Raw genomic sequence first — 24,835 nt, 5'->3', positions numbered from 1 at the left:
AGCATAAATTGTAGTCCGGAATACGCAGATTAAACAAAGGTTAGTTATTTTTAATATTCGACAAAATAAGTAATATGTCTAATTCTACAAAAAAAAATATTAAAAATGGAGGCAGTAACCAAAATTTGGTTGGTATTGCAGCTTTAAAAGCCGGATTAATGCCACCTTATGAAACGGTTCAATTCATTGATACACAGCGTTCAGTGTGGAATTATTCACTTTTTACAGAAGATGATATTGTCAATTTTCAACAGGGAACACATTATTGTTTATATCATTTATTTGGCAATAAACAAATTGAAGTATCCGGTACAAAGGGTACTTATTTTGCTGTTTGGGCACCTAATGCAACGTATGTTAGTGTAATTGGATATTTTAATCAGTGGGATAAAACAGCGCATCCTTTAATGGTACGGTTAGATCATTCTGGTATTTGGGAGGGGTTTATACCACATGTGGAAGCGGGCGAAGCCTATAAATACCACATCATTGGTTACCAGAGTTTAGCATTAGATAAAGGAGATCCGTTTGCGCATTATTGGGAAAAAAGGCCATTTACAGCATCTATTGCCTGGCAAACCGATTATAACTGGGGGGATGCCGAATGGATGAAAAACAGAAAAGAAAAAAACAGTTTAGCTGCACCCATATCTGTATATGAAATGCATTTGGCCAGTTGGATGCGTCCGGATAAATACAATGAAGAACTGTACAATTCATACAATCAAATTGCAGAACGTTTGGTGCCGTATTTAAAAGAAATGGGATTTACACATGTTGAGTTTATGCCTGTTATGGAACATCCATTTGATGGAAGCTGGGGGTATCAGGGTACCGGTTATTTTGCACCTACTTCACGCTTTGGCAACCCGCAGGAGTTTGCCCATTTAATTGATGCATTGCATCAGGCAGGTATTGGTGTTTTTTTAGATTGGGTACCTTCTCATTTTCCTTATGATGCACATGGTCTGTTTATGTTTGATGGAACGCATACCTATGAGTACGCAGACATGCGCAAAGGTTATCATCCCGATTGGAGCTCCTATATCTTTAATTACAAACGTGGTGAAGTAAAAAGTTTTTTGATTAGTAATGCCCGTTTTTGGTGTGATGCATTTCATGCAGATGGCTTACGTGTGGATGCGGTAAGTTCCATTCTTCGATTGGATTACAGTAGAAACGAAGGTCAATGGGAACCCAATGAATTTGGAGGAAATGGTAATATAGAAGCCATTGCCTTTGTAAAAGATTTAAATGAAACATTGTATCGTGATTTTCCTGATATTCAAACCATTGCCGAAGAGGCAACAGACTGGCCAAAAATCAGCAAACCAACCTTTGAAGGGGGGTTGGGATTTGGAATGAAATGGATGATGGGATGGATGCACGATACCTTAGATTATTTTAAAGTAGACCCTATTTTTCGTTCTGCACTTCAGGACAAGTTTACATTCAGTATGATGTATTTTTATGATGAAAATTTTATGCTGCCCCTCAGTCATGATGAAGTGGTGCATGGTAAAAGCCCCATGATTTATAAAATGCCGGGCGATGAATGGCAAAAATTTGCCAACCTAAGAGTACTCTATGCATACATGTTTACCCATCCCGGTGCAAAATTATTATTTATGGGCAATGAATTTGGCGTAACCAATGAATGGAACTATAAAAGTGAATTGCAATGGGAATTGTTACAATATGCACCACATCTGGGTTTGCAAAAATGTGTACAGCAGCTCAATCAATTATACAAAACTGAACCTGCCTTGTATGAATTACAATTTTCAGATGAAGGGTTTGAGTGGGTTGATTTAAATCACAGATCAGAATGTATCATGGCTTTTAAACGAAAAGGGAAAAAGGCTGCTGATGATTTGCTGATTCTACTCAATATGACGCCGGTGGTGCATCATAACTGGGAAGTACATGTATATGGCAAACAAGCATGGAAAGAAATTTTTAATAGTGATAATAAAGCATTTTATGGCACCGGCGATGTACAAAATACAAGTATTGCAGGCGAAAAAGTGTATATAGAAGAAGAATGGTATCGGATAAAACTACATTTACCTGCGCTTTCGGCTATTGTGTTAAAATAACCTTGAATGGTTCCTCAAAAGCAATCAATTCAATCGTTTTTTAACAGGATTTGTGCAGTGAATTGAAAATTAAATAAGTATTTTTCCGGCTTTTAATAAGGTGCAACTTTACACATCCGGCAATTTTTTATATGGATATTGAATTATTAAACTGGCTCAACCATCATCGTATTGTACAGCTCGATCCCTTCATACATTTTATTACGAACACTGCTTATGTATTTGCAATAGCAGTTCCTGTTATTATGCTGATTGTTGGCTATCGGCAAAAAAATAAATTCATTCAATTCAGAGCTTGGTTTATTTTGTTTGCAATGTTGCTGGCTGAAATTGTTTCCACTATTTTAAAATTTTCCATTAACCGAACCAGGCCTTTTAAGGTGTATCCTTTTATTGAAAAGTTAACGGCCGGAGGAAGCCCTTCTTTTCCCTCGGGTCATACAACCGATGCTTTTGTAATTTGTGTCAGTATTATTGTGGTGTATCATAAATGGCAATACACCATTCCTGTTTTAATTTGGGCAATGTTGGTGGGTTATTCCAGAATGGCACTGGGTGTACATTATCCCACCGATGTTTTAGGTGGCATTATAATTGGTGCTGCTGCTCCGCTTGTTTTAAAATATGCGGTACCTCGTTACAAAGCGCAATTTAAATATTAGTTATGTTAGAATATTTGGAACAATTAGACCGGAAAATATTGTTATTCGTAAATGGACACCATAATGCTTTTTTTGATGGGTTTATGTACTGGTGTAGCGGGCAATACTCCTGGTTACCATTTTATGTATTGCTATTGTTGCTCATCATTTTAAAATTGAAGAAAAAGGCCATACCTTTTGTATTACTAGTGGCAGTATTGCTCACTATCAGCGATCAAATGGCATCTTCTGTTTTCAAACCCATATTTCACCGTTTCAGGCCCAGCCATGAACCGGGATTAGAATATTTGTTGCATTATGTAAATAATTACAGAGGTGGTATGTATGGTTTTGTTTCCTCACATGCAGCCAATACATTTTCACTGGCTTTTTATTTTTTCTTTTCAATAAAAAAACAAATGCCTAAACTTACACTCATCCTGTTTTTATGGGCTGCATTGGTATCGTACAGCCGGGTATATTTAGGTGTACACTATCCCAGCGATGTGGTAGTTCCCATATTCATAGCCGTAGCCAATGGTTTTATTATTTCCCGATTGTATTTATGGATTGAAAAACGTTATTTTACAACTACACCAATGGTTTAATTCAATAGAAATTAACCCCGGCAATTTCTGAAATTCATACCGGTACTTATGGTATATTCAGAATAAAAACAAATAATAAATTATAAAGCTTTTTACACAAAAAAGCATCAGATACAGGTACCGGTGTGTTTGGGCAAAACAATACGAAAAGTGGTACCTTTACCCGGCTGACTGTTTAAAACAAAAATTTTGCCCTGATGGTATTGTTCAATAATTCGTTTGGTTAGGGTTAAACCAAGTCCCCATCCTCTTTTTTTGGTAGTAAATCCAGGCTTAAAAACAGCAGGTAAATTTTTTCTGCTAATACCTTTTCCGGTATCACTCACGTCAATCAAAACCTGTTCATGTACTGTTTTTAAGTGAATGGTAATTTTTCCTTTTCCTTCCATAGCATCCAGCGCATTTTTTAGCAGGTTTTCAATTGTCCAATCAAATAAAGCAGGCGATATATGGGTGATTACAGGCGCTTCAGATGTAATCATTTCAAATTGTATTTGTCCGCCAGAGCGTTTTTTGATATAATCAACCATCTGCTCAATTTTCAACACTAAATCGGTAGGTTCTAATGCAGGTATGCTGCCAATTTTTCCAAAGCGGTCTGTAATTAAAAGCAGCCTGTTCGCATCTTTATCAATTTCGTTCACTATTTTATCTGTGCCGGGTATTTCTTTCAGCATTTCAATCCAGCCTTGCAAACTGCTTACCGGCGTACCCAATTGGTGTGCAGTTTCTTTGGCCATGCCAATCCATAACTGATTTTGGTTGTTCTGAAAGGCCGTTCTTTGCGCTACAATTAAAAATACAAGGAACAATCCCACAATCATCAATTGTACAATGGGGTAATATCTTACCTCGTTCAATAAATGCGATTCGCCATAGTAAACAATATTTTTTTGTGTGGAATCTAACGGGTTTTTCCATTCAATAGGTGGATGCAATGCTTTAAATGCATTGATTTTTTTGTGCAAATAAGCCGGATTTTTGAGTTGAATGGAATCTAAATTTCTACTATCCAATAAAACGCCTTTTTCTGTAACAACAATAATGGGAATATCCTGACTGTTTTCGGCTAATATTCGGCTACTTAAATTGGTGTCCGTTATAAGGTTAGAAGCATTGCTTTTAACCGCTTCGGCCCATTGCTCAATTTTAATTTGCTCTTCCTGTTTAATTTTATTGGCTAAGTAATTGGAATAGAAAATAGTACCACTAATAATTAAAAGGGCAATAAGGGCAATAAGCGATTTCCAGTTTAGCCAGTATTGAATCATAAAGCAAATACGTATTAAAAATAGGGAAAATTAGCATATTTGTAATTTGCCTGCATAGCGTTGTTTTTCCGGTAATAACGCGTCAAACAACCTAAATTAACGAATTAACGGCTTAACCCTTAGTTTTGCAGCCTGTAAAACCCTAAAAAGAATGATTAGTGTTAGAAACATTACACTGGCTTATGGTAAGCGTGTTTTATTTGATGAAGTAAATGTAAATTTTGTTAAAGGAAATTGTTATGGTGTAATTGGCGCAAATGGCGCTGGAAAATCAACTTTTCTTAAAATTTTAAGTGGCGAAATAGAACCGAATAAGGGAACCGTTGATATTACTCCGGGTGAGCGGATGGCTGTTTTAAACCAAAACCAGTTTGCATTCGATAATAATACGGTTCTTGAAACAGTGTTAATGGGATACAAACGTTTGTGGGATGTAATGCATGAACGGGATGCCCTTTATGCTAAAGAAGATTTTACGGAAGAAGATGGCATGAAGGCCGGTGAATTGGAAGCCGAATTTGGTGAAATGGGCGGTTATGAGGCCGAAAGCAATGCAGGAAGTCTTTTAAGTAGCCTTGGTGTTAGTGAAAATATACACCAAAGTTTAATGAAAGATATTCCAGGTACTTATAAATTACGGGTTTTATTGGCACAGGCACTATTTGGTAACCCGGATATTTTGTTATTAGATGAGCCTACCAACGGGTTAGATATTGAAACAATTGGCTGGTTGGAAAATTTTTTAGCTGATTATGAAAATATTGTTTTGGTTGTTAGTCACGACCGGCACTTTTTAGATGCAGTTTGTACCCATGTTGCTGATGTAGACCGCGCTAAGATTAAAGTGTTTACCGGTAATTACACTTTCTGGTACGAATCTTCGCAGTTAATGCTTCGCCAGATGAGTGATAAGAATAAAAAAGTAGAAGAAAAACGTGCTGCGCTGCTCGATTTTATTGCCCGCTTTTCGGCCAATGCCAGTAAAAGTAAACAGGCTACTGCACGAAAAAAAGCATTAGAAAAATTAACCATTGAAGAAATTGAACCTTCCAACCGTAAATATCCAGGTATTATTTTTCAGCCCTTACGCGAAGTGGGTAATCAAATATTAAATGTTGAAAACCTTTCTGCGAAAATTGATGATAATCTGCTTTTTTCAAAAGTGAATTTTACTGTAAACAAGGGCGATAAAATTGCTTTTTTCAGCAGAAATCCTATGGCAGTAACCCGATTCTTCGAAATAATTAATGACCATTTGAAGCCGGATACCGGCAAATATGAGTGGGGTACCACCATAACCAAAGCTTATCTGCCATTAGAAAATAGTGAATTTTTTGAAGACGGGCTTACATTAATGGATTGGTTGCGCCAATTTGTACCGCCGCATATTACCGATGCGGATGAACCTTTTTTAAGGGGATTTTTAGGAAAAATGTTATTCAGCGGAGATGACATTATGAAGAAAACGAATGTTTTAAGTGGTGGTGAAAAAGTGAGGTGTATGATTAGTAGAATGATGTTGCAAAATCCGAATCTCATCATTTTAGATCAGCCTACCAATCATCTTGATTTGGAAAGTATTCAGAGCTTTAATGAAGGTTGTCAGAATTTTCCGGGAATTGTATTCATTACATCGCACGACCATACTTTTATGCAAACTGTTGCTAACAGAGTAATTGAGTTAACGCCCAATGGTATTATTGACCGCCTTACCACATTTGATGATTATATGGAAGATGCACGTATTCACGAACTAAGGGAACAATTGTATAAATTGTAAAATGAACTGTGTGCATGAAAGATGGTAGGAACTGCGCATTGCTATTGTTACAGGTACTTTTGCAGAAAACATTTAGGATGTTATAAAACTCGTCTTATTTTCGTAAAATGAATGTTTTGGAAAATTTTCCAACAGTAGCAGTAGTAATTCTCAATTATAATGGTGCACATTATTTGCAGCAGTTCCTGCCTTCTGTATTGGCTTCTACCTATCCCAACAAAAGGATTATTGTTGCCGATAATGCTTCTACAGATCATTCTATCTCAATTGTACAAGCAAATTTTCCGCAGGTTGAAATTTTGATGAATCAACAAAACGATGGTTTTGCGGGAGGTTACAACTGGGCTTTATGCCAAATTGATGCTGCATATTATATTTTATTAAACTCAGATGTATCGGTTACACCGCAATGGATTGAACCGGTTATTGCATTAATGGAAGCAGATGATACGATTGCAGCCTGCCAGCCCAAACTGTTATCTTATCATGCACCAGAACAATTTGAATATGCAGGTGCTTGTGGTGGATGGATGGATGCTTTAGGATATCCATTTGCAAGGGGTAGGGTTTTTGATAATATGGAAACCGATGCCGGTCAATACAACACCGTTACACCTATATTCTGGGCAAGTGGTGCTGCATTGTTTATTAAAAGCAAAGTGTTTCATGCTTTAAATGGTTTTACCGACTCATTTTTTGCACATCAGGAAGAAATTGAATTATGTTGGCGCATACAACTGGCAGGGTATAAAATTTTTGCATGCCCAGACAGTGTAGTATATCATGTTGGGGCAGGTACTTTGCAAAAGGGTGGTAGAAAAATTTATTTAAACTTTCGCAATAATTTAATGATGTTGGTAATGCATTTACCACCAAAAGAAAAATACTGGAAATTAACACTCCGCTTTTTTTTAGATGCATTATCTGCATGGAAAAGTTTGCTGAATGGCAATTCAGCATTTTTTATTGCTGTTGCTCAGGCTCATTGGTATGTACTTAGGCATTTACATAACATAAAAGCACAAAAGCAATTAAAAAAACCATTGACGTCATTGCAAGGTGTATATTCGGGCAGTATAGTATGGCAGTATTTTGTTAAACACAAAAAAATCTTTGCAGAAATTGTTGAAAAGAAGCGCTCATAATTTAATCAGGTACCTTATTTTTGCACAGCAATTGAAACACTATGTCACAAGAAATGAATGAAAACGCCAAGAAAGATGTTACCCGCAATTGGGTAAGTACTTCCAGATTTTTATTTTACCTGCAGGTATTTTGTATTGTAGCCTTCTTTTTAGGAGGTTGTTATAAATTGTACCAAAAACGTTACAAAGGTAAACCGGATGTAGAAATTCAGGGTAGCACAAAATATACACCCGAATACAAATAATTTTTACAAAAAAATTTTGTTGGGAACATTAGATACCTAAATTTGCACTCCCAATAAATTAGTTCTTACAAAAATAAAAAGCGGAAGTAGCTCATTTGGTAGAGCACAACCTTGCCAAGGTTGGGGTGGCCGGTTCGAGCCCGGTCTTCCGCTCTGAAAAATATTCCATCGTTTTTTGGATGGAATTTTTTTTGGAAGCCCTGGTGGTGGAACTGGTAGACACGCAGGACTTAAAATCCTGTGGTCAGCAACGGCCGTGCGGGTTCAAGTCCCGCCTGGGGCACAAAAAAAGTCGGTGATAATTTCTATCCCGACTTTTTTTATTGCTGCAATGCTTCTAAAATTTATTGGTGATACACGTATTTAAATCGCGCTACCAATTGGTTTTCTTTGTTTCTGCAAATATCCTCTTCTTTTAAACCTGCACTATTGTAACTGTAATTCCATACCAAATAACTATTATTGTTTGGAGAAATCTGTGTCATACTGCTTAACTGTCGCATTGAATTGTATTCAAACAAATAATCCGGCAATAATTTTCTGGCATTTCTGTTAAAACGAACAATATCTGTCAGCAAGTGCATATCGTTATAATAGTAATAATATGTTTCTATTAATCTTCCCATTCTAATCCATTTCTCCTCTGCTACATTGCCATGCTCATCATAAGTAAAATAAACAAAAGTAGTATCTAAATTATTTTTAATTTTAATCATATCTGCCGGTGCACCACCAGATAAATAATGCCAGATATGTTTTTCTGTATTTTGGTAATGATAGGCACTGTCTTTTGTAACAGATAAAATTTCGGTTATATTATTTTTTGCATCATAAGTATAGTTGGTACTTGTTTCAATGTGGTTGGTACGTTCAATCGTATTGTTCACCAAATTGTTTTTATAATAGGTGATAAGCGTAGATTTTTCTCCGGTAGCATTTTGTGTACTGAGTATCATTTTATTCCAATTATTTGTAAATAATTGTTGTAAAGCAAACCCTTTGGCCGGCTCATTATTTTCATCAAAGCTTTGTACATCTATACTTTTAATTTTTTGGTCTTTGATGTGTATATAGTTTTGGATACTTTGTTTGGCAGCTATAATATCGTTATAATAATATTGTGCATGTACCCACTGGCAGCTCATGAATAGTATAATCAAACTGAAGTAATGCATGAATGTTTTTATATCAAATGTATATCTATATTATACAAACTCAAAAAAATGCAAAACTATGCACGCTTATAACCAATTTGTTGTGTACTTTTAATGAACCGTAAACATGTTCCTGTGTACTTGTTTGATATAGTTTTTTAGTGCGGTATGCTTGATAATAAAAACAAATTTATGGCAGATAATGTTGATTTACAAAGATTGGTAACCATCATGGATGAACTGCGAGAAAAATGTCCATGGGATAAAAAACAAACACTTCAATCTTTAAAACCAATGACCATTGAAGAAACCTATGAATTGGCAGATGCAATAGATACCGGCGATTGGAAGTCTATCAAAGAAGAATTGGGCGATCTTCTGTTGCATATTGTTTTTTATTCAAAAATTGCAAGTGAAATAAATGAATTTAGTATACAGGATGTAATTGAAAAGATTTGTGAAAAACTAATACATCGCCATCCGCATGTTTATGGCAATATTGTTGCCCAAAATGCTGAAGATGTGAAAAAAAATTGGGAACAAATTAAATTACAGGAAGGTAAAACAAGTGTACTTTCTGGTATTCCGGCAGCTATGCCCGCATTAATAAAAGCTACCCGAATACAGGAAAAAGTAAAGCAGGTAGGGTTTGAGTGGCAGCAGAAAGAGGAAGTTTGGGATAAGGTAACAGAAGAAACCAATGAATTACTAGAGGCTGTTGCTTTAAATGATGCAAAACATATTGAAGAAGAATTTGGAGATGTATTATTTAGTCTGGTAAATTTTGCACGATTTTTGAACGTTGATCCGGAAACAGCACTGGGAAAAACCAATAAAAAATTTATACGAAGATTTAAGGGTATGGAAAAAATTGCAACTGAACAAGGGCAAAATCTTGCTGATTTAAGTCTGGCTGAAATGGATGTGCTGTGGAATCAGGTTAAAGCGCAAATTAAAAATGAACCATCTTGATTAAGATAATTAAACATGCAGCATACCGGCATGGCTATTTGATGATTATAGCTGCATGGTTGTTTACCTTTTCATTTATATTATCTAATTATTTTACCTATTATACTTCTCCGGTAAAAGTTCAAACAAAAATTCAACAATATTTATCGCATAGGGAAAATTCATTTATACAATTATCTTCTGATAAAGTATTATTAAGTGGATTATTGAGTGATAGTGTTTTATTGCCCTCTGAATCTAAACCACTGAACCAAAATTTTGGTTTTTTTATCTACACGTTTAATGATTTAAACCATGCAATTTTAAGCTATTGGAATACCAACCAATACTATGTAGATGATGCAGATTTGTATCATCCAAATACCATTCATTTTGTAAACTATCAAAACGGTTATTTTGAATTAATTAAGAAACACATTTTTTTAGGTGGCAAAAAAATAATGGTGGTTGGTTTAATTCCAATATACCATGCCTATTTTATACAGAACAAATATTTACAACCTGATTTTGATGGTTTTCAAGGTTTGGGAAAATTATATGAAATATGCAGTGTACAGGATGGATATCCAATTCAGGGATTGGATGGTGAAGCACTTTGTGGAATTCGATTGCAGCCGGGTAAAACTTTTTCTCCATATAATACTACCACCATTATTTTACGAACCCTGAGTATCATACTCTTATTATTTTTTTTAAACGCTATTGCTATTGAATTGGCTGGCAATCAAAAAGATTTACTGGGTTTTATAATTTTATCAGTTACCGTTTTGGTATTGAGAATACTCAGTTACTATCTTCCTTTTCCCTTTAATTTTTCTCAATTACCGCTTTTTGATCCGGCTATCTATGCATCCAATGCCATCCATCCCTCATTAGGCGATTTATTAATTAATGTAGTGATATTATTCTGGCTGATTAATTTTTACAAGAACAATTTGCACCTACAGTTAAAACTTCATTTTTCTGAAACTGTTATAACCATAGTTGCATATGTGCAAATCATTGTTCTGGGTGCTATTTGCTTTCTGTTTGCAGGTATTATTAAAAGTCTGGTACTTGATTCTAAAATTTCATTTGATGTAGCAAACTTCTTTAGTCTGGATATATATACCGTAGTTAGTTTTGCCATTTTATGTTTACTTACGCTTTCATTTTTTTCTGTTGCTCAATTATTATTAGGAAGGGTGTATGCCAGAAAAATTCCACTGAATATTCAATTGTTTATTACAGCAGTAGAGGGTTTATTATATGCAAGTATAAAAATTGGGGGATCATCTACCATTACCAATATTGCAGTATTAGCCTGGTTATTGGTTTTTTTTATTATTTTCTATTACCGGCAACATGATATTGACAGACCATTGTATCACACTACATTCTTTATTTTTTGGGTAATGTTTTTTGCTGCATCGGTTGCAGCTATGGTCATGTATCAAAATAAACTGGTTGAATTAGAGCAAAGAAAACGTATTGCAGAAAAATTAGCATCGCAGGCCGATCCATCCGGAGAAAATTTGTTGAATATTGCCATGACCAATTTTGATGACCGGTTTTTATTACAAAATTTTGATCGGTTAGATTCTGATTTTACCAATAAGTATTTAAAAGATAGTCTTATCAGTAGTAATTTCTCTGGCTATTTAAATAAATATGAAACACACATCTATACTTACGATAGTTTATTCCATCCATTGTATAATGATGATTCAACCAACTATGCAACCATCCGCACCATTGTATTGCGCAGGGCAAAACCTACTTCTATTCCGGGTTTGTATACTTACACTACAAATGGCAATCGGTTAGGCTATCTTTTTGAAAAAGATATTAAATCATCTGAAAATAATGTGCTTGGTTATTTCTTCGTAATTGTGATTCCCAAAAAATTTGCCAGTGAAGCATTATATCCGGAATTGTTTACACAAATAGATGATTTTTCCAATGAATTAAATGGAAATTATGCCTATGCAGTGTACAACAATGGAAAAATAGTGAGTAGTTATAATGATTACAGTTTTCCTATACAGGTCAATAAACAAATGAATAGTTTGGCGCAGTTTAATGTAATCAATAAAAATGGTTATAATGAATTATGGTATAATGCCGAAAATGGCAGGCAGGTACTCATTGTTCGGAAAAATGAATGGATATTAGAATCACTCACACTATTTGCCTACCTGTTTTGTTCATTTTTATTATTAATATTTTTATTAAATACCGTTCAGTTTCTGTTGTTAAAAAGGTTTAGCTGGAAGGAAATTAAAACATCATTTGTTTTCGATATTCGTTCTCAAATCAACCTTACCATTATTTCTATTAGCCTGTTTTCATTCATTGTAATAGGTGCTGCCACCATTTCATTTTTTATAAACCGTTTTAATAAAAATAAAGAGGATAAACTGTTTAAATCGGTACAGCTCATCGGTACTGAAATTCAAAATAAAATAAATGCTGAAATGGTGTTTGATGATGGTGTGGGCGTGAATGATTTTACTACCGGTGGTGTGCGTGAAAAAAAGATTATTGACATTGCGGAAATGCATAATGTAGATATAAATTATTATGATGCTGCAGGAAATTTAAAAGCATCTACACAACCTTACATATACAATAAGCATTTATTAAACAGCAAAATGAATCCACTTGCTTATTATGAATTGCATCATCTAAAAAAATCTCGATTTGAACAAGATGAGCATATTGGCACCCTCAATTTTTTAAGTGTGTATACTCCCATTATTGATGAACAGGGCAATACCTATGCTTATTTAAATATACCATACTTAAATTCACAAGCTGAATTGAAGCAGGAAATCTCCGGTTTTTTAGCTACACTGATTAATTTGAATGCATTTATATTTTTAGTAGCCGGAGCCATTGCATTTTTAATTACGAATAGAATAACTGCCTCTTTTTCATTGATTGCTGATAAAATGAAGGCTATATCGCTTGGGAAAAAGAATGAAGAGATAACCTGGAAAAAGCAAGATGAATTAGGCGTTTTAATTCAGGAATATAACAGAATGGTGCACCAGTTAGAGGAAAGTGCCGATGCATTGGCTAAGAGTGAACGGGAGGGAGCATGGCGTGAAATGGCAAGGCAGGTTGCACATGAAATCAAAAATCCTTTAACCCCCATGAAACTAAGTATTCAGTTTTTGCAAAATGCCATTAGCGATAAACAACACGATCCGGTGCAACTGAATAGTTTAACCAATCGGGTTACGCAAACTTTAATTGAACAAATTGATCAGTTATCTAAAATTGCCGGCGATTTTTCACAATTTGCAAATATTGGTAATGTACAATTAGAAAAATTTGATGTTTCAGATGTGTTGCGCAGTTTGGTGCAATTACATAGTGCAGATAACTATGTAAAAATTTCATGGAAAAAAGAAATGGGTAATTATGAGTTGTATGCCGATAAAACGCAAATACAACGATTGTTTACTAACCTTATCAAAAACGCATTTGAAGCAGTAGAAGGTGTCTCCAACCCAACGGTGCACGTGTATCAGGCAAATGTTGCCAACCATATTTTAATTTCTGTAACTGATAATGGTTCCGGAATTCCGGATGAGTTTATCGGGAAAATATTTTCTCCAAACTTTACCACAAAATCATCCGGTACCGGATTAGGCCTGGCTATTTGCAGAGGTATTGTAGAAAAAGCAAATGGTAAAATTTGGTTTGTAACCAAACAAGGCATTGGTACTACGTTTTATGTTCAAATTCCTATTCATGCAGCAACAGATTAGCCATTTCTTTTTTTGTGTTGTTGTGCAATAAAACTTTCAAACTGTGCTAAAGAAAAACTACTTAGATTCTGTGCATGAGTTAATCCGGCTTTTTGTGCAACCAATACCCCATATTTACAATCATCAAAACCTTCAATTGCATGCGCATCAGGATCAATTGATATCAAAACGTTTTTTTGCAACGCTGCATCTATGTACCTCCAATCAATATCCAATCGTCTGGGGTGTGCATTTAATTCAATGGCTACCTGGTGCTTCGCACAGGCATCTATAATGGCAGCATGATTCACCGGATACCCCTTTCTGCTTAATAATAACCTGCCCGTTAAATGCCCTAAAATACTGGTGTATGGGTTTTCAATGGCCTTCAATAAACGGCTCATTGCTTTTTCTTCCGTCATTTTTAAATTAGAATGAATGGATGCAATTACAATATCAAAAAGTTGCAGAATGTCATCTGAATAATCCAATGATCCATCATTCAGGATATCGCTTTCAATACTTTTAAAAATTTTAAATGGTGCTAATGATTGATTTAAAACATCAATGGCTGCGTGTTGCGCCCGAACACGTTCTTCCTGTAATCCATTGGCATAAAATGCAGATTTTGAGTGGTCGCTAATTACCAAATATTCATACCCTTTTTCTTTGGCAGCAATGGCTATCTGCTCAATGGTATGTTGCCCATCACTCCAATTGCTATGGCTGTGTATAATACCTTTAATGTCATTGATCTGTATAGGTGTTGCAATTTTTGTGGTTTTATATTGTTGGATAATTTCCGGAAGTTCTCTTTGATAAACTGGTATTACTGCAATACCGGCTGCTTCAAATATTTCATTTTCATTTTCATAGTATTTGTCATCTTTCCATACAAATTGTTTTCTCCATTCCACTAAAAATTCATTACTGCAACTGGTAATAAAATAATGGTAGGTGAGTTGTTGCTTAGAAGTTAAATAAAAAATTAATTTTATATTTTCGGTTCCTTTAAATATTAATTTATCGGGTGTGTCAACCTCAATGGTATATTGGTTTGTTACAAAAAAATTTTTTAAGGCATCGGGTTTTGTTGTAGTAACCCATTCTGCGGCATCAATGGTTTCTAATTGCCGTTTGAAAGCGCCGGTTAGTACAAATGAATCTTCTGGAAATACTTTAGTTAATTTTTGATGATAAGCCTGAATATAAGTTTCAACTTGTTGATACAAAAAATTACCCAGATTATTTAAATAATAATTGATGTTTTCTTTAATACTTTCCTGCGTTTTTGCGCCAAAGCCTTTTAATAAGGTTAGTCTGTTTTCGTTGCATGCATACAACAATTCACCAATAGTTTCTATTTCTAAATTTTTCCAGATGCTGTTAATTTTTTTTGGTCCCAATCCTTTTATTTGCAGCATTTCAATAATGCCGGGCGGTGTTTTTTGAATATATTCCTGTAAAATTTGTAATGATCCAGTTGTTAATTGTTCCTGAATTTTATTACCAATGGCTTCACCAATACCTTTAATATTGAATATTTTATTGGCAGGTAATTGAGAGAGTTGTTCGGGTAATTTTTCTATTACAAAAGCTGCATTGGCGTACGATTTTGATTTGAAACTGTTTTCTCCGTGTATGTCAATTAATTTAGAGAGTAAGGTAAAATTATCTGCTATGGCATAGTTGTCTAACATGAACTGAGTAGTTAAAAATGAGTGATAAATGTAATAAAAAAAGTCCCGATTTATCGGGACTTGTTAGTTGTTACTTCTTTTACAAGAAGATTACTTCTTTTTTGCAGCGGCCTTTTTAGGAGCGGCTTTTTTTGCAACTGCTTTTTTAGGAGCAACTTTTTTTGCAACGGCCTTTTTAGGGGCGGCTTTTTTTGCAGCAGCTTTTTTAGGAGCGGCTTTTTTTGCAGCAGCTTTTTTAGGAGCAGCTTTTTTTACAGCTTTTGCCATAAGTTGAAATTTAATGGTTAGTTAATAACCTAAAATTAACAACTATTCTGGTATTGCAAAATTTTTTTTTATGCAGTAGCTTCTACAGGCAAAACTGAAATGATGGTTTTGTTATTTCTAGACTTTTTAAATTCAACAATTCCATCTGTTAATGCAAAGATGGTAAAGTCTTTTCCAACACCAACATTTTTTCCGGGATGGTAACTGGTACCGCGTTGACGTACGATGATGTTTCCGGAGATAGCCGGTTGACCACCAAATATTTTTACCCCTAGGCGCTTACTGTTCGAGTCGCGACCATTTTTTACACTGCCTTCACCTTTTTTGTGTGCCATAACTTTTTTGATTTTGAAAATTAAAACGGCATCAGATTATGAAGTCTGAAATTGTTTTAACAATTTAAGCAATACTTTCAATTTTAATTTGAGTATAGTGGGTACGGTGACCATGCTTTTTACGAAAACCTTTTCTTCTTTTCATTTTAAAAGCAATAATCTTATCTCCCTGCACCAATTCATTTATAATTTCAGCTTTAACTACAGCATTCACTGCATTACCTACTGAAAGTGTGCCTGCATTATCTACCAGTAAAACGTCTTTAAATTCAACTTTATCACCGGTTTTGGCTGCTAAGCGGGGAACATACAAACTATCTCCTGCTTGTACTTTAAACTGTTGACCTGCGATTTTTACAACTGCTAACATAACTATCCAAAATTAGGACGGCAAAGGTAATGTTTCAATACCAAAAATTGCAAATTTTTTCAAAATAATTGTTCTTCAACCCTTATTTTCTGATAAAATTAATACCTTCTTTGGTAGAAAGGTGTTGTATAATGCTATTTTTGTGCTTTTTATAGTAGATGCATATCCCTCCATTATGAATTTAAAATCGTTATTAGCTCGCCCGTTTGCTTTTCATATTCATAAAACCATTCGTAAAAGTATGCTCAGTGCTGTGGCTGATCAGGAAGCCATTTTCAAAATGCTTTTAAAAGTGGGCAAAAACACCAAATTCGGTAAAGATCATCAAATGCAGGAAATTAATAGCTATGCCGAATTTGTTGAAAAAATTCCGATTCGGGATTATGAGCAGTTTAAACCCTACATCGAAAAAATAAAAGAAGGTACCCAAAATGTTTTGTGGAAAGGCAAGCCTATTTATTTTGCAAAAACCAGTGGCACTACCTCGGGAATTAAATATATTCCCATTACCAAAGATTCTATTCCTAACCACATTAATACTACCCGTAATGCTTTATTATATTACATGGCCGAAACCGGAAATTTTGATTTTGCAAAGGGAAAGATGATTTTTTTAAGTGGTTCGCCGGTTTTGGAAAGGGTAGGCGGTATTCCTACCGGCCGGCTAAGCGGTATTGTAAACCATCATGTACCCAGGTATTTAAGAGCCAATCAATTACCCAGCTTTGAAACCAATTGTATTGAAGATTGGGAAATGAAATTAGATAAAATAGTAGAAGAAACCCTGCATGAAAACATGACACTGATTAGTGGTATTCCACCGTGGATGCAGATGTATTTTGACAGGCTCATTGAAAAAACAGGCAAACCTATTGCTGAAATATTTCCCAACTTCAGTATTATGATTCAGGGTGGGGTAAATTTTGAACCTTACAAACAAAAATTGTACAACAGCATTGGTAAATCCATTGATTGTTTGGAGTTATTTCCAGCCAGTGAAGGTTTTTTCGCTTTTCAAGATGATCCACATACTCCCGGTTTATTGCTGAACACCAATAGTGGCATATTCTTTGAATTTGTTCCGGCCAATGAAATTTTCAATGAAAGGCCTACCCGGCTTACCCTTGCTGATGTAAAGATTGGTGAAAACTATGCTTTAATTATTAGCAGCAATGCTGGATTATGGGCTTATAATATTGGTGATACGGTTAAATTTATCAGTACCAATCCATATAAAATTTTAGTAACCGGACGTATTAAACATTTTATCTCTGCTTTTGGGGAACACGTTATTGGAGAAGAGGTAGAATATGCTTTAATGGAAGCAGCCAATGAAGAAGGAATAAAAGTTATTGAATTTACAGTTGCGCCCAACATTGCAAAAGAAAAAGGCAATAGTTTTCATGAATGGTATATTGAATTTGAAGAAACGCCGAAAGATATGGCGGCATTTGCCTTAAAAGTTGATAATAATTTACGCGCCAAAAATGTATATTATGATGATTTAATTAGAGGAAATATTTTGCGTACATTAGAAATAAAGCCCTTACAAAAAAATGCATTTATTGATTATATGCGTTCCATTGGAAAACTGGGAGCGCAAAATAAAGTGCCGCGTTTAAGTAATGATAGAAATATTGCAGATGCATTACAAGCTTTTGTAAAATAGAAAAATCATTTGCTAAACAACGGTATGCACCAAAATATAGATACACAAAATGCCTGTTAGTGCATATTTGTGGTAAATACCTTATTTTGTACTTCTTTGTGTACTGTTTTAATTCTAAAATTCAATGACAATAAAAAAACGAATTGCTTTATTTGGCTCAACAGGCTCAATTGGTACACAGGCATTAGAAGTGATTGCAGCTAATCCTGATAAATTTTCTGTTGAAATATTAACTGCCCAAACCAACGATACATTATTGGTGCAACAGGCAATTCAGTTTAATCCAAATTGTGTAGTAATAGCTGATGAAAGAAAATATATTGCAGTGAAAGAGGCATTGGCACATACTCCAATAAAGGTTTTTGCAGGTGAAAAAGCTTTGGAAGAAGTGGCAGCCATGAATTGTTATGATATGATGTTGGCTGCTATTGTGGGTTATGCAGGATTAAAACCCACACTCACAGCCATTAAGTATCAAAAAGCCATTGCACTGGCTAATAAAGAAACATTGGTAGTAGCAGGAGACATCATCATGCAAAAAGCATTAGAAAATAAAGTGCCTGTTATTCCGGTTGATAGTGAACATTCAGCTATTTTTCAATGCCTTATTGGCGAAGGAAGAAATAAAATTGAAAAAGTGGTGCTTACTGCAAGTGGTGGCCCTTTTTTGGGAAAAAAACCAAATTTTTTGGTGAATGTAAAAAAAGAACATGCATTGCAGCATCCTAATTGGTCAATGGGTGCAAAAATCAGTATCGATTCTGCAACTTTAATGAATAAAGGTTTGGAAATGATTGAGGCAAAATGGCTCTTTAATTTAAATGCCGACCAAATTCAGGTAGTTATACATCCCCAAAGTATTATTCATAGTATGGTGCAGTTTGAAGACGGGAGCATCAAAGCGCAGATGGGCCTGCCCGATATGAAACTACCTATTCAATACGCATTGGCATTTCCGCAACGAATTCCCAATAATTTTCCCCGTTTTGATTTTAAAAAAGCAGCAACACTTCAATTTGAAGAGCCTGATTTACGCACCTTCCGCAATTTGGCATTGGCAACGGAAGCACTATTTAAAGGCGGTAATCTTCCCTGTGTAATGAATGCAGCCAATGAAATTGCAGTATATGCTTTTTTAAGAAACAGGATTGGATTTTTGGATATTACTGAAATGATTGAGCAAACCATGAATAAAATTACCTTCATTGCCCAGCCCACCCTGAACGAATACTTTGACAGTGATGCCGAAGCGCGTAATTTTGCAGCTTCTTTAATTCAGATGTAATGGAACTTATATAAAAATAGGTTCAAATAATCAACTGAATGGCAATCGTTTTGTTGTATAAAAATTAAAAGTCAACTAAATATTAAAATTGAATGAGTTTTTTAGTAATTGATTGGAGTGTAGCGGGAATTAAAGCAGGACAATTTATCCTGTCGTTTTCTATCCTTGTTATTTTGCATGAATTGGGGCATTTTTTACCTGCACGTTGGTTTAAATGCAGGGTTGAAAAGTTTTTCCTTTTTTTTAATCCCTGGTTTAGTTTATGGAAGAAGAAAATAGGTGAAACGGAGTACGGTATTGGTTGGGTACCTTTTGGAGGCTATGTAAAAATTGCCGGCATGATTGATGAGAGTATGGATAAAGAGCAAATGAAAAAACCACCTGAGCCTTATGAATTTCGTGCAAAGCCCGCCTGGCAACGGCTTATTATTATGCTGGGTGGCGTAACGGTGAATATTTTATTGGCCATTGTTATTTTCGTAGGAATTATGTATACCTGGGGCGAAAAATATATACCTGCTCAAAATTTAAAATATGGGGTGTATGTAGATAGTCTTGGGAAAAAAATTGGAATGCAGGATGGCGATAAAATAGTGGCTGTTGCAGGTAAGCCCGTTGAAAAAGTAGGAACTGTAGGTTCATTAATTATTCTCAACCAGGCCAAACATATTACCATTGAAAGAAATGGAAAAGATACCATTTTAAATCTACCCTCCGGATTTATTGAACATTTAAACAAAAACAAACTGGGTGGGTTTACTTATGTACGTATCCCATTATTGGTAGATACTGTGCTTCCCGGTACTAAAATAAACAGTAATGGATCAATACACAAAGGCGATAGGGTTATTGCCATTAATCAAATACCTGTTTCGTATAACAACCAGGCATTTGATGTTTTGAAAGATTTAAAAAATAAAGATTCCATCCATTATACGCTGGTTCAAAACAACCGCGATACCATTCAGGCAACTATTGTAAATAATATCAAACCTAAAATTAAAGCCGGTATTGGCTTTCAGGCACCGGATGAAGTATTGGGTACCGTGCAAATTAAATATTCATTTTTACAGGCTATTCCAGTTGGCATTGAAAAATGCTACAGTACGCTCATTAATTATATTAGCAATCTTAAATTATTATTCACTTCTAAAGAAGTAAAAGTAAACGATTCTTTAGGAAGTGTAATAAGTATTGGTAGTATATTCCCTGGTGTGTGGGACTGGCAGTCGTTTTGGACATTAACTGCCATTTTTTCAATCATCCTTGCATTTATGAACGTGTTACCCATACCGGCTTTAGATGGCGGCCATGCCTTGTTTACATTGGTAGAAATGATTACAGGAAGAAAGCCGGGCGATAAGTTTATGGAGTATGCGCAGATGGTTGGCATGATTTTGTTGTTAAGTTTAATGGCTTATGCACTTGGCTTGGATTTTTTACGAATTTTTAGTCATTAAAATTTTAAATAGCAGGTGTTTACAGAATAAAGTACCTTTGTATATGAAATTGAATAAGTTCTTTGATTTTTTCAACTACCCGGGCCTGTATTGGTTTCGACAGCATAGGTTACGGTAAGTGGAAGCATGCAGTGCGTTGGGTAATTAGCACTTAAATCTGAATACTCAAACTTTAAATGGCAATACACAGTATGCCATGGCTGCCTAATTAGTAATTAGTCAGTCATTCGGGCCGCCGCACAGGTTTACCTGTTACCAGGTGCCGCCGCCGACTCAAAACAAACACAGGTTGCTGCAATAGAAGGCTGTGACTATTGCAAAAGAATATACAGCTAAGCATTGAATTGGTTTGTTCATTTCCGGTTCATTGCCGACAATTAATAATGAAATAAGCATGTAGAAGACTTATGGTAAATATGTTTGGACAGGAGTTCGATTCTCCTCAGGTCCACCTGAGGCGGTTTTTGCGAAGAAATCGCCTTTTTTTTGAATATCAAGTAGGTTTTTTTCCTTGAGTATCAATGAGTTATGAGCGAACAATGGCATAATCCAAAAAGTTCGATAACACCCCTGAAAATAGTGTAGTTTTCTATCGAACAATTTATTTATGAGCTGTTGCTTCTCAGGCAGAGCTGCTGATTGGTATACATAATTTAAGTCGGTACATTTTTCAATATTGTTGTTTAATATGAAATATGATTGGTCTAAATTACCGGTTAACTTATTGATACGGTCACTGACTATTTTAATAACGGGTGAAGCTTTAAAAAATGAACCACAACAACGCCAAGAAATATTAATAATAGTAATGCTACAATAAGGATGATGTTCTGAAACTGATGTTGTTGGAAAAGCTGGTATCTTTTTTTTCTGGTATGCTCTGTTCTTCTTCGTAATTGTTTTTGTAATTGTTTTACTGATGCTCTTAACGCTTTTTTATCAGTAAAAGTTTCTAAACCTTCTATGGCTTCTCTTAAAAAAGCTGAAGATTCCATTTCTTCTTCAAATGCATGCATGGCCTCATCTGAAAGATTGCCTTCAAGATAGTGAAGAATTGTTTCTTCAGTAATTGGGAGCTGGTTATTTGTTTTAGTTGTTTTTTGTGTCATGGTATCGCATCTTTAAATGAAATCAGCTTTTGGTAAAATACTATTCAGGCTGTTTTCCCGATGGTGTATGTTGTTTTTTTTCAACCAATAATTTTAAATTTCTTTTCCCATTTTGTATATGGCTTTTTACTTGTAATATGCTGTATCCGGTTATTGCGGCAATGGTTCTGTAACTTTTCTTTTCCAAATAAAAAAGGGTTATGCATTTTTTTTGTTCTTCATTTAAATCATCTAACGCATTTTCAATGCATTGCAATAGTTTTTCTTTTTCTAATAATTCAGCCAAATTACCTTCAGCTTCAAGTAGTGGTGCTTCTTCCTGTAGTGTATAAGTAATTTTTTTATCTCTTAATTGCATCAGGCAATAATTTCGGGCAATCATGTATATCCAACTTTTAAAATATTGTACTTTATATTTTGGCATTTCTGTCATCACTTTCAAAAATATTTGCTGAACAGCATCTTTAGCTGCTTCCTGATTTTTTAAATATTTCATACAGGTACCCAGTAAGAGTATGGTGTACCGTTCTAATAAAATACCTATCCATTCTGTATTGCCATCAGCATAAAACTCTTGCAGCAAAGCTTCATCGTTAATATGTTGGTATTTATTCAACTTCACAATTTTAAAATAAGCATTTTTATTTAGATGCGCATTTATCTTTAATCCATAAATTGCAAAAAATTGATTCAATGAGTTTTGCAGTTTGTATAGTAGCCATTGCACCTGTAAGAATAGAACCTACGCATAAAAGTGAGATGGTAACTGAGTTGTTATTTTTAGAATCTGTTACGGTGTTAGAACGATTACAGGATTTTATAAAAGTGAAATGCCATTATGATGGGTATGAAGGTTGGTGCCAGCAAATACAGTTGGTTGAAACAGCATTTTTACCCGAAACATACGGATGGCATCATCAACCTATTAATGAGGTAATCATCAACAATCAGTTAACGAGAGTGAGTATGGGTACACCCTGGAATGATACAAGTATATCCTTACCTCCGTTTGATATTTCATTTAAAGAGGCAAAACCACCCGCTCATTTTGATTTTACGGAACAAAATATTCAACGAATTACCCGTGCTTTTTTGGGAACACCGTATTTGTGGGGTGGAAAATCTGTTTTTGGAATTGATTGCAGCGGATTTACCCAACAGGTGTTTAAGCTTTTCAATATAGTTTTACCGAGAGATGCCTATCAACAAGCAGCATTGGGTAAAAGTATTGGTTTTTTGGAGGAAGCCAATTGTGGTGATCTCGCATTTTTTGATAATGAAGAAGGGCATATTACCCATGTTGGTATTTTATTTAATACACACACTATCATTCATGCATCGGGTTATGTAAAAATTGATGCAATAGATGCGATGGGAATTATATCAACACTACATTCAAAACGCACTCACCGTTTGCGATTAATTAAACGTTTTAAGGAAAAATTCCCTTGCCTGTTATAAACAGGAATTGCAGTATAAAAAAATTTATATGATATCTAAAGCTTTTACAAAAAATGTTAAAACCAAAGGCAAGGCTAACCAGAAATAGGGGCGTACATCCGGAGAAATTAGCATAAAAATAATCAACACCAAAGAGAGTAAAAATAATATCCAGTATTTTCCGGTTGAAGTTTTATTTTCCATTTTGATGAATTTTTAGCAAAAATAAGGTTTCAGGAATTTATAAATCAAAAAGATTCTTTTACTTTTTTTCATACAATATTGGTACCGGCTAATAAACTAAAGGTGATAATTGCAAGTACAATAAGAGTGAGTAACATGTATAGCAAATCTTTTTCAATTAAAAAACCGATAAAAGAAAAAACAATTCGTGCAATCGGTGTAAAAATCAATACCATAATGCCTAATTGTATAATAGCCTGCCCTTTCCATTCTTTTAGACCCTTAAATATTTTTGTAACTGCATTAAACATGCTTTTATCACCTGTAAAAGTTGCATACTCAGGAATTTGCATACCATGTTTGTATAAGTAAATGATACCTCCAATTACAACAATGATGGATGAAATAATTACGCCCAATCTTAAAAGATTACCCATTGCAAATTCCAAATCATCATCTTGTAGAATCTTACGCATGGTTTAAAATTTTTTTGTAAAGCCGTTGTATAACATTTCCAGCGCAATGGCAATAATTACAAAGGCAAAAATATTTCTTAATCGGCTGGTTTTGGCGTTTGTTAAAAATCTTGAGCCAATCCATGCGCCACCTAATACACCCAATGTAACGGGTAAACAAAGACCCGGATCAATATAGCCTCGGTACAAATAAATGCCGGCGCTGGCTGCAGCAGTTACACCAATCATAAAATTACTGGTGGTGGTAGATACTTTAAAAGGAATACGCATAATATTATCCATCGCCAATACTTTTAATGCGCCAGAACCAACACCTAACAACCCTGATAGTAAGCCTGCACCAATCATTGTAAAAAAACCGCCAACTACATTGGCTACAGTATATGCAATTTCGCCTTCAGGTGTAGGGTAGGTGCCATTTAATTTAAAAGTTCTGGCTAATTTACTTTTATCAGTTTGTTGTATGGCTTCACTTTTCTTTTGTAAAGAAACATATGCTGAAAAAATAAGGATACATCCAAATATAATGGCGATTGTATTAGTAGGTGTATACACTGCAACATAAGCGCCTAAAACGGCTCCGGTAGTAGTGGCAATTTCAAGAAACATGCCCAGTCTGATATTGGTAATGCCTTCTTTAACATACGCAGCAGCTGCACCTGATGAAGTTGCAATAACTGCTACTAACGATGCGCCAATGGCATACCGTATATCTACACCAAATAAAAGTGTTAACATGGGGATGATGACAAATCCACCACCCAAACCGGTAAGTGAGCCCAGAAAGCCTGCCAATAATGATCCTAAAAAAATAAGTAAGGTAAAGGTTAAAATAGTCATTGAATGCACATGTATGATTAAGCGATAGAATTAAGAAAGTGAAAAGATG

23 protein-coding genes, 2 tRNA genes and 1 other RNA gene are annotated in these 24,835 nt (G+C 34.9%); 15 read left to right on the top strand and 11 right to left on the bottom strand.

Annotation, left to right across the window (positions count from 1 at the left end; genetic code table 11):
• Positions 1 to 74: 74 nt before the first annotated feature.
• From glgB to A0F92_RS04090, 3 genes are all read left to right on the top strand, one after another.
• Positions 75 to 2,099 carry a 1,4-alpha-glucan branching protein GlgB gene (glgB, locus tag A0F92_RS04100; RefSeq protein ID WP_253810128.1) on the top strand — a complete coding sequence of 675 codons (2,025 nt, stop codon included), beginning with the start codon at positions 75 to 77 and terminating at the stop codon, positions 2,097 to 2,099.
• A 131-nt stretch (positions 2,100 to 2,230) separates the two neighbouring features.
• The gene (locus A0F92_RS04095; protein WP_068241956.1) at positions 2,231 to 2,761 is read left to right on the top strand and encodes a phosphatase PAP2 family protein; all 531 of its coding nucleotides are present in this window, start codon (positions 2,231 to 2,233) and stop codon (positions 2,759 to 2,761) included.
• Between the two features lie 2 nt (positions 2,762 to 2,763).
• Positions 2,764 to 3,348: a phosphatase PAP2 family protein gene (locus A0F92_RS04090; protein WP_068241954.1), complete on the top strand. Its 585-nt coding sequence runs from the start codon at positions 2,764 to 2,766 to the stop codon at positions 3,346 to 3,348.
• Between the two features lie 107 nt (positions 3,349 to 3,455).
• Here the strand turns inward: A0F92_RS04090 and A0F92_RS04085 are convergent, their stop codons facing one another.
• Positions 3,456 to 4,619: a sensor histidine kinase gene (locus tag A0F92_RS04085; protein WP_068241952.1), complete on the bottom strand. Its 1,164-nt coding sequence runs from the start codon at positions 4,617 to 4,619 to the stop codon at positions 3,456 to 3,458.
• A 151-nt stretch (positions 4,620 to 4,770) separates the two neighbouring features.
• Between A0F92_RS04085 and A0F92_RS04080 the strand changes: the two genes are divergently transcribed.
• The 5 genes from A0F92_RS04080 (at position 4,771) to A0F92_RS04060 (ending at position 8,072) form a co-directional block, all read left to right on the top strand.
• Complete coding sequence (locus A0F92_RS04080) at positions 4,771 to 6,399, top strand: ABC-F family ATP-binding cassette domain-containing protein (RefSeq protein WP_068241950.1); 1,629 nt, start codon at positions 4,771 to 4,773, stop codon at positions 6,397 to 6,399.
• Between the two features lie 116 nt (positions 6,400 to 6,515).
• Entirely contained in the window at positions 6,516 to 7,544 is a 1,029-nt protein-coding gene (locus A0F92_RS04075) for a glycosyltransferase family 2 protein (RefSeq protein WP_394330962.1), read from the top strand.
• A 41-nt stretch (positions 7,545 to 7,585) separates the two neighbouring features.
• Positions 7,586 to 7,789, top strand: coding sequence for a hypothetical protein (locus tag A0F92_RS04070; protein WP_068241947.1), 204 nt, complete (start codon positions 7,586 to 7,588; stop codon positions 7,787 to 7,789).
• A gap of 80 nt (positions 7,790 to 7,869) precedes the next feature.
• Positions 7,870 to 7,942, top strand: a tRNA-Gly gene (locus tag A0F92_RS04065).
• A gap of 44 nt (positions 7,943 to 7,986) precedes the next feature.
• A tRNA-Leu gene (locus tag A0F92_RS04060) sits at positions 7,987 to 8,072 on the top strand.
• 61 nt (positions 8,073 to 8,133) lie between these two features.
• On the opposite strand, the gene A0F92_RS04055 is transcribed toward A0F92_RS04060, so the two are convergent.
• On the bottom strand, positions 8,134 to 8,964 hold the full coding sequence (locus A0F92_RS04055) for a hypothetical protein (protein ID WP_167516795.1): 831 nt from the start codon (positions 8,962 to 8,964) through the stop codon (positions 8,134 to 8,136).
• 171 nt (positions 8,965 to 9,135) lie between these two features.
• Between A0F92_RS04055 and mazG the strand changes: the two genes are divergently transcribed.
• Positions 9,136 to 9,915 carry a nucleoside triphosphate pyrophosphohydrolase gene (mazG, locus tag A0F92_RS04050; RefSeq protein ID WP_068242015.1) on the top strand — a complete coding sequence of 260 codons (780 nt, stop codon included), beginning with the start codon at positions 9,136 to 9,138 and terminating at the stop codon, positions 9,913 to 9,915.
• Positions 9,912 to 13,673 (top strand): sensor histidine kinase, encoded by a 3,762-nt coding sequence (locus A0F92_RS04045; protein ID WP_167516794.1) that lies wholly within the window; start codon positions 9,912 to 9,914, stop codon positions 13,671 to 13,673. Before mazG ends, A0F92_RS04045 begins: the two co-directional genes overlap by 4 nt.
• On the opposite strand, the gene A0F92_RS04040 is transcribed toward A0F92_RS04045, so the two are convergent.
• The 4 genes from A0F92_RS04040 to rplU all read right to left on the bottom strand — a co-directional run bounded on the left by A0F92_RS04040 (position 13,670) and on the right by rplU (position 16,324).
• Entirely contained in the window at positions 13,670 to 15,352 is a 1,683-nt protein-coding gene (locus A0F92_RS04040; RefSeq protein ID WP_068241941.1) for a DNA polymerase/3'-5' exonuclease PolX, read from the bottom strand. The two genes, A0F92_RS04045 and A0F92_RS04040, sit on opposite strands and share 4 nt — an antisense overlap.
• 90 nt (positions 15,353 to 15,442) lie before the next feature.
• Positions 15,443 to 15,619, bottom strand: a complete 177-nt coding sequence (locus A0F92_RS15490) for a hypothetical protein (protein WP_167516793.1) — start codon at positions 15,617 to 15,619, stop codon at positions 15,443 to 15,445.
• 68 nt (positions 15,620 to 15,687) lie between these two features.
• Complete coding sequence (rpmA, locus tag A0F92_RS04035) at positions 15,688 to 15,954, bottom strand: 50S ribosomal protein L27 (RefSeq protein ID WP_068241935.1); 267 nt, start codon at positions 15,952 to 15,954, stop codon at positions 15,688 to 15,690.
• Positions 15,955 to 16,018: 64 nt separating this feature from the next.
• Positions 16,019 to 16,324, bottom strand: coding sequence for a 50S ribosomal protein L21 (gene rplU / locus A0F92_RS04030; RefSeq protein WP_068241933.1), 306 nt, complete (start codon positions 16,322 to 16,324; stop codon positions 16,019 to 16,021).
• Positions 16,325 to 16,499: 175 nt separating this feature from the next.
• Here rplU and A0F92_RS04025 point away from each other — a divergent pair, with 175 nt between their 5' ends.
• From A0F92_RS04025 to ssrA, 4 genes are all read left to right on the top strand, one after another.
• Positions 16,500 to 17,993: a GH3 auxin-responsive promoter family protein gene (locus tag A0F92_RS04025; protein ID WP_068242014.1), complete on the top strand. Its 1,494-nt coding sequence runs from the start codon at positions 16,500 to 16,502 to the stop codon at positions 17,991 to 17,993.
• Between the two features lie 124 nt (positions 17,994 to 18,117).
• Complete coding sequence (locus A0F92_RS04020; RefSeq protein WP_068241931.1) at positions 18,118 to 19,278, top strand: 1-deoxy-D-xylulose-5-phosphate reductoisomerase; 1,161 nt, start codon at positions 18,118 to 18,120, stop codon at positions 19,276 to 19,278.
• Positions 19,279 to 19,370: 92 nt separating this feature from the next.
• Entirely contained in the window at positions 19,371 to 20,738 is a 1,368-nt protein-coding gene (gene rseP, locus A0F92_RS04015; RefSeq protein ID WP_068241929.1) for an RIP metalloprotease RseP, read from the top strand.
• Between the two features lie 81 nt (positions 20,739 to 20,819).
• Positions 20,820 to 21,192: a transfer-messenger RNA gene (ssrA, locus tag A0F92_RS04010) on the top strand.
• A 286-nt stretch (positions 21,193 to 21,478) separates the two neighbouring features.
• Here the strand turns inward: ssrA and A0F92_RS04005 are convergent.
• Both A0F92_RS04005 and A0F92_RS04000 read right to left on the bottom strand, forming a co-directional pair.
• On the bottom strand, positions 21,479 to 21,847 hold the full coding sequence (locus A0F92_RS04005; protein ID WP_068241928.1) for a hypothetical protein: 369 nt from the start codon (positions 21,845 to 21,847) through the stop codon (positions 21,479 to 21,481).
• 40 nt (positions 21,848 to 21,887) lie between these two features.
• Positions 21,888 to 22,469, bottom strand: a complete 582-nt coding sequence (locus A0F92_RS04000) for an RNA polymerase sigma factor (protein ID WP_068242013.1) — start codon at positions 22,467 to 22,469, stop codon at positions 21,888 to 21,890.
• 71 nt (positions 22,470 to 22,540) lie between these two features.
• Here A0F92_RS04000 and A0F92_RS03995 point away from each other — a divergent pair, with 71 nt between their 5' ends.
• The gene (locus tag A0F92_RS03995; RefSeq protein WP_068241926.1) at positions 22,541 to 23,308 is read left to right on the top strand and encodes a C40 family peptidase; all 768 of its coding nucleotides are present in this window, start codon (positions 22,541 to 22,543) and stop codon (positions 23,306 to 23,308) included.
• A gap of 24 nt (positions 23,309 to 23,332) precedes the next feature.
• Here A0F92_RS03995 and A0F92_RS15485 read toward each other — a convergent pair whose 3' ends face one another.
• The 3 genes from A0F92_RS15485 to A0F92_RS03985 form a co-directional block, all read right to left on the bottom strand.
• Positions 23,333 to 23,491 (bottom strand): hypothetical protein, encoded by a 159-nt coding sequence (locus A0F92_RS15485; RefSeq protein WP_167516792.1) that lies wholly within the window; start codon positions 23,489 to 23,491, stop codon positions 23,333 to 23,335.
• 68 nt (positions 23,492 to 23,559) lie between these two features.
• Entirely contained in the window at positions 23,560 to 23,946 is a 387-nt protein-coding gene (locus A0F92_RS03990; RefSeq protein WP_068241924.1) for a DUF1634 domain-containing protein, read from the bottom strand.
• Between the two features lie 3 nt (positions 23,947 to 23,949).
• Positions 23,950 to 24,786 (bottom strand): sulfite exporter TauE/SafE family protein, encoded by an 837-nt coding sequence (locus A0F92_RS03985; RefSeq protein WP_068241922.1) that lies wholly within the window; start codon positions 24,784 to 24,786, stop codon positions 23,950 to 23,952.
• Between the last annotated feature and the right edge of the window lie 49 nt (positions 24,787 to 24,835).

Origin of the sequence: Hydrotalea flava (assembly GCF_001623405.1) — a bacterium.
In the GTDB taxonomy this organism is placed as follows: Bacteria; Bacteroidota; Bacteroidia; order Chitinophagales; family Chitinophagaceae; genus Hydrotalea; species Hydrotalea flava.
This window is presented reverse-complemented; position numbering and strand designations above follow the sequence as displayed.